Origin of the sequence: Dactylosporangium sucinum (genome assembly GCF_014647515.1) — a bacterium.
GTDB lineage: Bacteria > Actinomycetota > Actinomycetes > Mycobacteriales > Micromonosporaceae > Dactylosporangium > Dactylosporangium sucinum.
In genome coordinates, this window is the sequence record NZ_BMPI01000151.1 from 1 (window position 1) to 5,163 (window position 5,163).

Genomic DNA, 5,163 nt, shown 5'->3' on the forward strand with positions numbered 1-5,163 from the left:
AAGCCCAAGCTACAGCCAGCCACTACCGCAAACACCTCAAACACCATCATACGTGACGAACCGCCGTTGCAGTACTAGGTAGCAGAGGCACTTCCGACCCATCCCTATCAACTGCGACAGGCCCTCACGTCTGCGGTCTCCGGTGGGGCGGGAGGCGATATGGATGACCCTGTGCTCCGCGTTCAATTCCGCTTGACCGACCGCGACCGGCTCCTGCTCGGCTGGCTGTACGACCACGGCGTCTTCACGTCGTTCCAGCTTGCCAACGCACTGTTCCCCTCCCCCCTGGACTTCTGCCAGCGCCGGCTCACCACGCTGTACAAGCTCAAACTGGTGGCCCGCCCGCTTCAGGCCACACCGTCCCGACGGCAGGTTCTACCCCTACCTCTACCACTACGTCATCGCCCAGCTCGGTGCCGAGGTCGTCGCCGCCTTCCGCGGCGAGGCGCTACCGCGACGTGACCGCGCTCGAGCTGAGACGAGAATTCGTCCGGCGTCCAATTTGCGCTATCACCGCTGCTTGCCACCTCGTACCGATAACGCTATCGTTATGTCGTGGCTCTACGTGAGTGGGCGGTCGAGTTCCACGCGGAGTGCGAGAAGTGGGCCGACACCCTGGACCAGCCGGACGCTGAGGCCCTGCTGGCGGCGATCAGGGTCCTCCGCGACCAGGGCCCAGCACTCGGACGGCCACTGGTCGATGCGGTCACGGGCAGCCAGCACGCCAACATGAAGGAGCTTCGCCCCGGCTCGACCGGCCGCACCGAGATTCGCGTGCTGTTCGCATTCGACGTGCAACGACAGGCGATCCTGCTCGTCGGTGGCGACAAGAGCGGAAACTGGTCTGGTTGGTATGAGGCGAACATCCCGATCGCCGACCAGCGGTTCAGCGAACATCAGGCAGCGCTCGGCGCACACAGGAACCAAGCAACGAGCACGCGCGATCGGAGTTCAGGAACAAGGGGGAGGCGGCGACGATGAGCCTGAAGGATTGGGAGAAGCGGATTCTTGCCGCCGAGGGTGCGGCAGAGCGGATCTCCGAGATCGAGGAGGAGCTGCGCCTGGCCGCTGGTCTGACGGCGCTGCGTGAGCGGGCCGGCCTCAGCCAGGCAGAGGTGGCCGAGCGTATCGGCGTATCTCAGCCACGCGTGGCCGCGATCGAGCGCTCCTCGAACATCACGCTCGACCTGCTGGAGCGGTATGTCGGCGCGCTTCTGCCGGGCGGAGGTCTGGAGATCGTCGCCGTGCAGGGACGTCGACGGTTCCCATTGTTGACGCCTCCGGCCGTGAGTGGTGCCGGGCGCGTCGCTGCACCGGCAGCGGGCAAGCTTCGTAAGGCCGCTGGCGCTTCTCGTCGGTCAGCCGGCGTCACGGCCCGGAAGGTGAACCCATCCGCGATCGCAAAGAAGAAGGCTTCATAGCCGGGCGCACTGCCGCCGTACGAGTTCTCGCATCTGACTCCGTATCGAGTTCACCGCGGGCCCATCGCTCGAGGATCGCCTCAGCACCGCAGCTGATGGTGAGACCTTCCGCTCGCACCGATGCAGCAGCCTGAGTCAAGGACTCTCTTCGCGCCGCCACCCGTTCAGCATCCACCGTGAGTCCTTCCAGTTCGAGCACAGGTCAGACGATCTGGCGAAGGTCGTTGCCGGAGTCGAAGATGATCGGCATTCGAACACCAAGCGCCTGGGTTAGCGACTGAGGGTGGCGGCCTCGTTGACGTTGCGACCGCCGCTCTCAATCTGATCTACTCGGCCCGGCGTGATGCCATGAGGTCGGCTGCCTGGTGTGTCAAGCCCAGCCGATTACGCTCTTCGGTGAGGTTCAAGGCAATGACCCATGCTTCGGTCCGTGCTCGCTCGTCGGCCAACGCATCGGTGTCGCCATCGTCCAGCTCGGCCCGAACGTCTTGCCATTCGTGGAACTCGCCCATGGACCTCCCGCCGCTCCCCGCTCGAACGACAACCAGGAACCGAATATCATCTTCGCTCGGTGGTCACGGTCTATGCTACCCGGCCAAAAAGTCCCGGCTTGGTCGTTGGCAACAACCCTCGATCCGACTCCGGCTACGATTCCGGGCCTCGCACTCGTCCATGCCACCTTAGATCGATAAGCTGCATCGTCGCATGATCGGCAGGACGCCGATCGAATCGAGGCCAGGATGGACGAGTCGCATGTCGAATTGGGTCAGTGCCGTCATCGCAGGACTGGCACTTGCCGTCGCCACCGCTACCTTCGTAGCAGCTCGCCTCGAGAAGAGGCAGGAGTCGCGAACCGCACGGCTGACTGCCTACTTTCATTGGAACCGGGAAAAGTCTCGAGTAGACCTTCCGGACAGAAAGATCCATGTTGGTTACAACTTGGTCATTTGGAACCAGGGCCCAGCGATGGCCCGAGACATCCGACTCGAGGTTCGTCGACCGCGTGACAGCAAAATCATCAACCTGGCCAGTGTGGACGAAGATGAGTTCCCTCTGAGCATCATCGACCGCGACGGTCGGTACCCGGTCCAATTCGCCCCCGAGCTAGAAGAGTTCTTCAACTCCAACGAACATCCCATCGTTCGCCGGTTCGAGGTCACATTGCGTTGGACCGACGGCAGGGGGGAGCAGGAGAGGATCGTTCCGCTCAGGCGCGGGCAGGTCCGTCAGTAAGTCTGTGGGCGCCGGGCATGCCGTTCGTTTCCATCGCACCTGTCGTGCGTCCACGTCGGTGGATGTTCGGATAGCTAACCGTGCACAGTCGGTCCTGCCCGCTCGGGTCGCACCGCCATACGGTGCTATGGAACGCCGACGGAGTGCCCCGGCCTTCGGCGGGACCGGCAACGACTGAACGGAGACGCGATGCGGTTCGTGCTGAACGGCGTGTCAATGGATCTCGACGCGCCAACGGTCGTCGCCCGGCTCCGGGACGTGCAGCCAGAGGCAGTACGTGAGCACGGCGTCCGCGTCGGCGGCGTCGTCTATCCGGTCAAGCAGGCATTCGAGCGAGCTGTCCGGTTGCCGCGCACCGAGTTCACCAGCCACATCGCACAGCGACATCTGCGAAACCTGGGCTTTGAGGTTCTCAGCCAGTCAGTCCCAACTGCCGCACCCCAGGCGGCTGAGAAACGCCGGAGCCCGACGACAGCAGCGCACGAGTGGCCATGGGAGGGCAGCGTCCAGGCAATCTTCGGCCAACTCCTGGAGAGACGCGGTTGGTCGATCACCTCGATGGCCGACACTGCTACGAAGGCCGCCGGCGTTGACGTGCTCGCATCCAAGGAAGACCGCCGTCTCGGCGCCGAGGTGAAGGGCTGGCCCTCCACCGGTTACGCCGACCCCCGACGCGCCGACGAGGTCAAGCGCACCCAGCCAAGCACCCAAGCCGGTCATTGGTTCGCCGAGGCCCTGAGCAAGGCGATGATGCTGCTCGACGACAAGCCCGGGCACGAGTCGCTCATGGTGCTGCCGAACTATCCGCGCTACCGCGACCTGGCGGCCCGGACCCGCACCGGCCGGAGCGCCGCCGGTATCCACGTCGTCCTGCTCGACGCGCAGGGCGGTTTCACCAGCGAAGCGTGGACGCCATGACGATGCCTGAGCCGATCACCAGTAACCGCGCCGTCGAGAACGCCGCGATCGCGTTCGTCATCGCCCACGAGGCGAAATACGGTCGATCCGCCCGTGACACCCGCGGTGCCAACGCAGCCGCTGACGTCGCCAGCGACGGGCGGGTCATCGAGGTGAAGGCGTACGGCGGATCCGCACGTGGGCAGGAGCTCTGGCTCGAGCCGAGACAGATCGACGAGGCGGCGACCAACCCGACTTCTGGCTCTACGTCGTGGAGAACGTCCGACAGGGCGACCCTGCGCATTTCCGTCTGGTGGAGATCGGCGGCGTGGCGCTCCAGGCGCTCCTCGCTCGCAAGGTCGAGCGCAGGTACTTCACGGTTCCCTGGCCCGTTGCCGTGTACGACGCGCTGACCCGCGACGTCTGACTCGGACGACTCGAAGGACGGCAATGCCCTCTGGACTGAGCTGGTTGGACAGTTCCCGCGACGAGCAGCAGCGGATCCGCGAGATGCTGAAGCTCTTCAGCGACACTGAGAGTCGGGACGAGCTGGGCATCGGTCAGGTCCGTGACGCGTTCAGCGATGCACTGTTCCCGGGCACGTCGGTGATCCAGACCCGCGCACGGTACCTCCTGATCGTCCCCTGGTGCCATCAGGCGGCCGAGCGCCGTGGACTCCGAGGTGACCGTTTCGCGGCCCAGGTGGACCGCACCGAACGCACGGTGGTGACCAGTCTGCTGCAGGCCGACGACACCGACGGCGTGATCGGCCGCCGGGCTGGCGCCGGCGTCAAGACGCTGCCGTCGAGCATCTATGGCGCAGCGCTGCTTCGGTACGGGATCCGAACTGGCGACGACGGCGCAACGACACGACGGAGCCGTCTGGCCGAGGCCCTTGCCGCTGCGGAGGAACTGACCGAACGGGCTGGCGGTACCTGGCATCCGACCCTGCCGCCCGCGCCGGACGGCTTCCCCAACGAGGTGGAAGGCGGCCTCCGGCTGCGTCCCGAGGAAGCACGCTGGCTGCGGGACCGGATCCTGAGCACGACCTCCGGCACCCTGCTGGCGCACCTGCTGGACCCGGCTCATCGGCCCGACGCCGAATCGTGGGCACCGTGGGACGATGCTGCGGGCGCGTCGGCACCTGCGGACATTCGCGCCCTGGTCCAGCACGCGGCCCGGTTCTCCTTGGTCATGCTCGGCGCCGCGCTCCTGTACAACCTGCTCGTCGCCGAGCGCTACGAGCAGGTTGGCCTGACGGATCACGAGGAGCCTGTTTCGCGGTACCGCGAGGAGCTCTCGGCATGGACGGACGACGTGACGGCTGAGCGGATCCTGACCAACTGGGACCGCAAGGACATGTGGGTACGGGTCATCGCGCAGAACCCTCGCATCGCGGGCAACGGCCAAGGCCGGCAGTTCATCGACCGGTGGCTGGACGACGTGGTCCGAGGCGATGTCGACAAAGTGGCGGACAACCCGGCGCTCCGGAGACTTGTCGCCGAGCGCGAACGGTCGATCAAGAAGGGCCAGTCCCGCCTAGTACTGCAACGGCGGTTCGTGACTCAGGCTCGTCGCTCGGTTAACCTCCATTGTGGTCAGTGTGGGGTTG

General features: G+C 65.4%; 8 protein-coding genes and 1 pseudogene. 7 read left to right on the plus strand and 2 right to left on the minus strand.

What is annotated here, in order from left to right; all coding sequences use genetic code 11:
- Positions 1-159: 159 nt before the first annotated feature.
- The 3 genes and pseudogenes from IEZ31_RS58025 to IEZ31_RS55300 all read left to right on the plus strand — a co-directional run.
- Positions 160-517, plus strand: a pseudogene (locus IEZ31_RS58025) (replication-relaxation family protein); the annotation flags it as partial.
- 38 nt (positions 518-555) lie between these two features.
- Positions 556-981, plus strand: a complete 426-nt coding sequence (locus IEZ31_RS55295) for a type II toxin-antitoxin system RelE/ParE family toxin (protein WP_229837324.1) — start codon at positions 556-558, stop codon at positions 979-981.
- The gene (locus IEZ31_RS55300; protein ID WP_190258213.1) at positions 978-1,421 is read left to right on the plus strand and encodes a helix-turn-helix domain-containing protein; all 444 of its coding nucleotides are present in this window, start codon (positions 978-980) and stop codon (positions 1,419-1,421) included. The genes IEZ31_RS55295 and IEZ31_RS55300 overlap by 4 nt, the downstream gene beginning before the upstream one ends.
- Here IEZ31_RS55300 and IEZ31_RS59980 read toward each other — a convergent pair.
- Positions 1,369-1,620, minus strand: coding sequence for an antitoxin VbhA family protein (locus IEZ31_RS59980; RefSeq protein ID WP_190258214.1), 252 nt, complete (start codon positions 1,618-1,620; stop codon positions 1,369-1,371). The two genes, IEZ31_RS55300 and IEZ31_RS59980, sit on opposite strands and share 53 nt — an antisense overlap.
- Positions 1,621-1,747: 127 nt before the next feature.
- A complete protein-coding gene (locus IEZ31_RS58030) occupies positions 1,748-1,933 on the minus strand; it encodes a hypothetical protein (RefSeq protein WP_229837326.1) in 186 nt (61 codons plus the stop codon).
- Positions 1,934-2,174: 241 nt separating this feature from the next.
- Here IEZ31_RS58030 and IEZ31_RS55315 point away from each other — a divergent pair, with 241 nt between their 5' ends.
- From IEZ31_RS55315 to IEZ31_RS55330, 4 genes are all read left to right on the plus strand, one after another.
- The gene (locus IEZ31_RS55315; protein WP_190258215.1) at positions 2,175-2,654 is read left to right on the plus strand and encodes a DUF8453 domain-containing protein; all 480 of its coding nucleotides are present in this window, start codon (positions 2,175-2,177) and stop codon (positions 2,652-2,654) included.
- 189 nt (positions 2,655-2,843) lie between these two features.
- Complete coding sequence (locus IEZ31_RS55320; protein ID WP_190258216.1) at positions 2,844-3,572, plus strand: hypothetical protein; 729 nt, start codon at positions 2,844-2,846, stop codon at positions 3,570-3,572.
- Between the two features lie 250 nt (positions 3,573-3,822).
- Positions 3,823-3,978: a hypothetical protein gene (locus IEZ31_RS55325; RefSeq protein WP_190258217.1), complete on the plus strand. Its 156-nt coding sequence runs from the start codon at positions 3,823-3,825 to the stop codon at positions 3,976-3,978.
- A 44-nt stretch (positions 3,979-4,022) separates the two neighbouring features.
- On the plus strand, positions 4,023-5,163 hold a 1,141-nt coding region (locus IEZ31_RS55330), incomplete at its 3' end, for a DUF6361 family protein (RefSeq protein WP_190258218.1).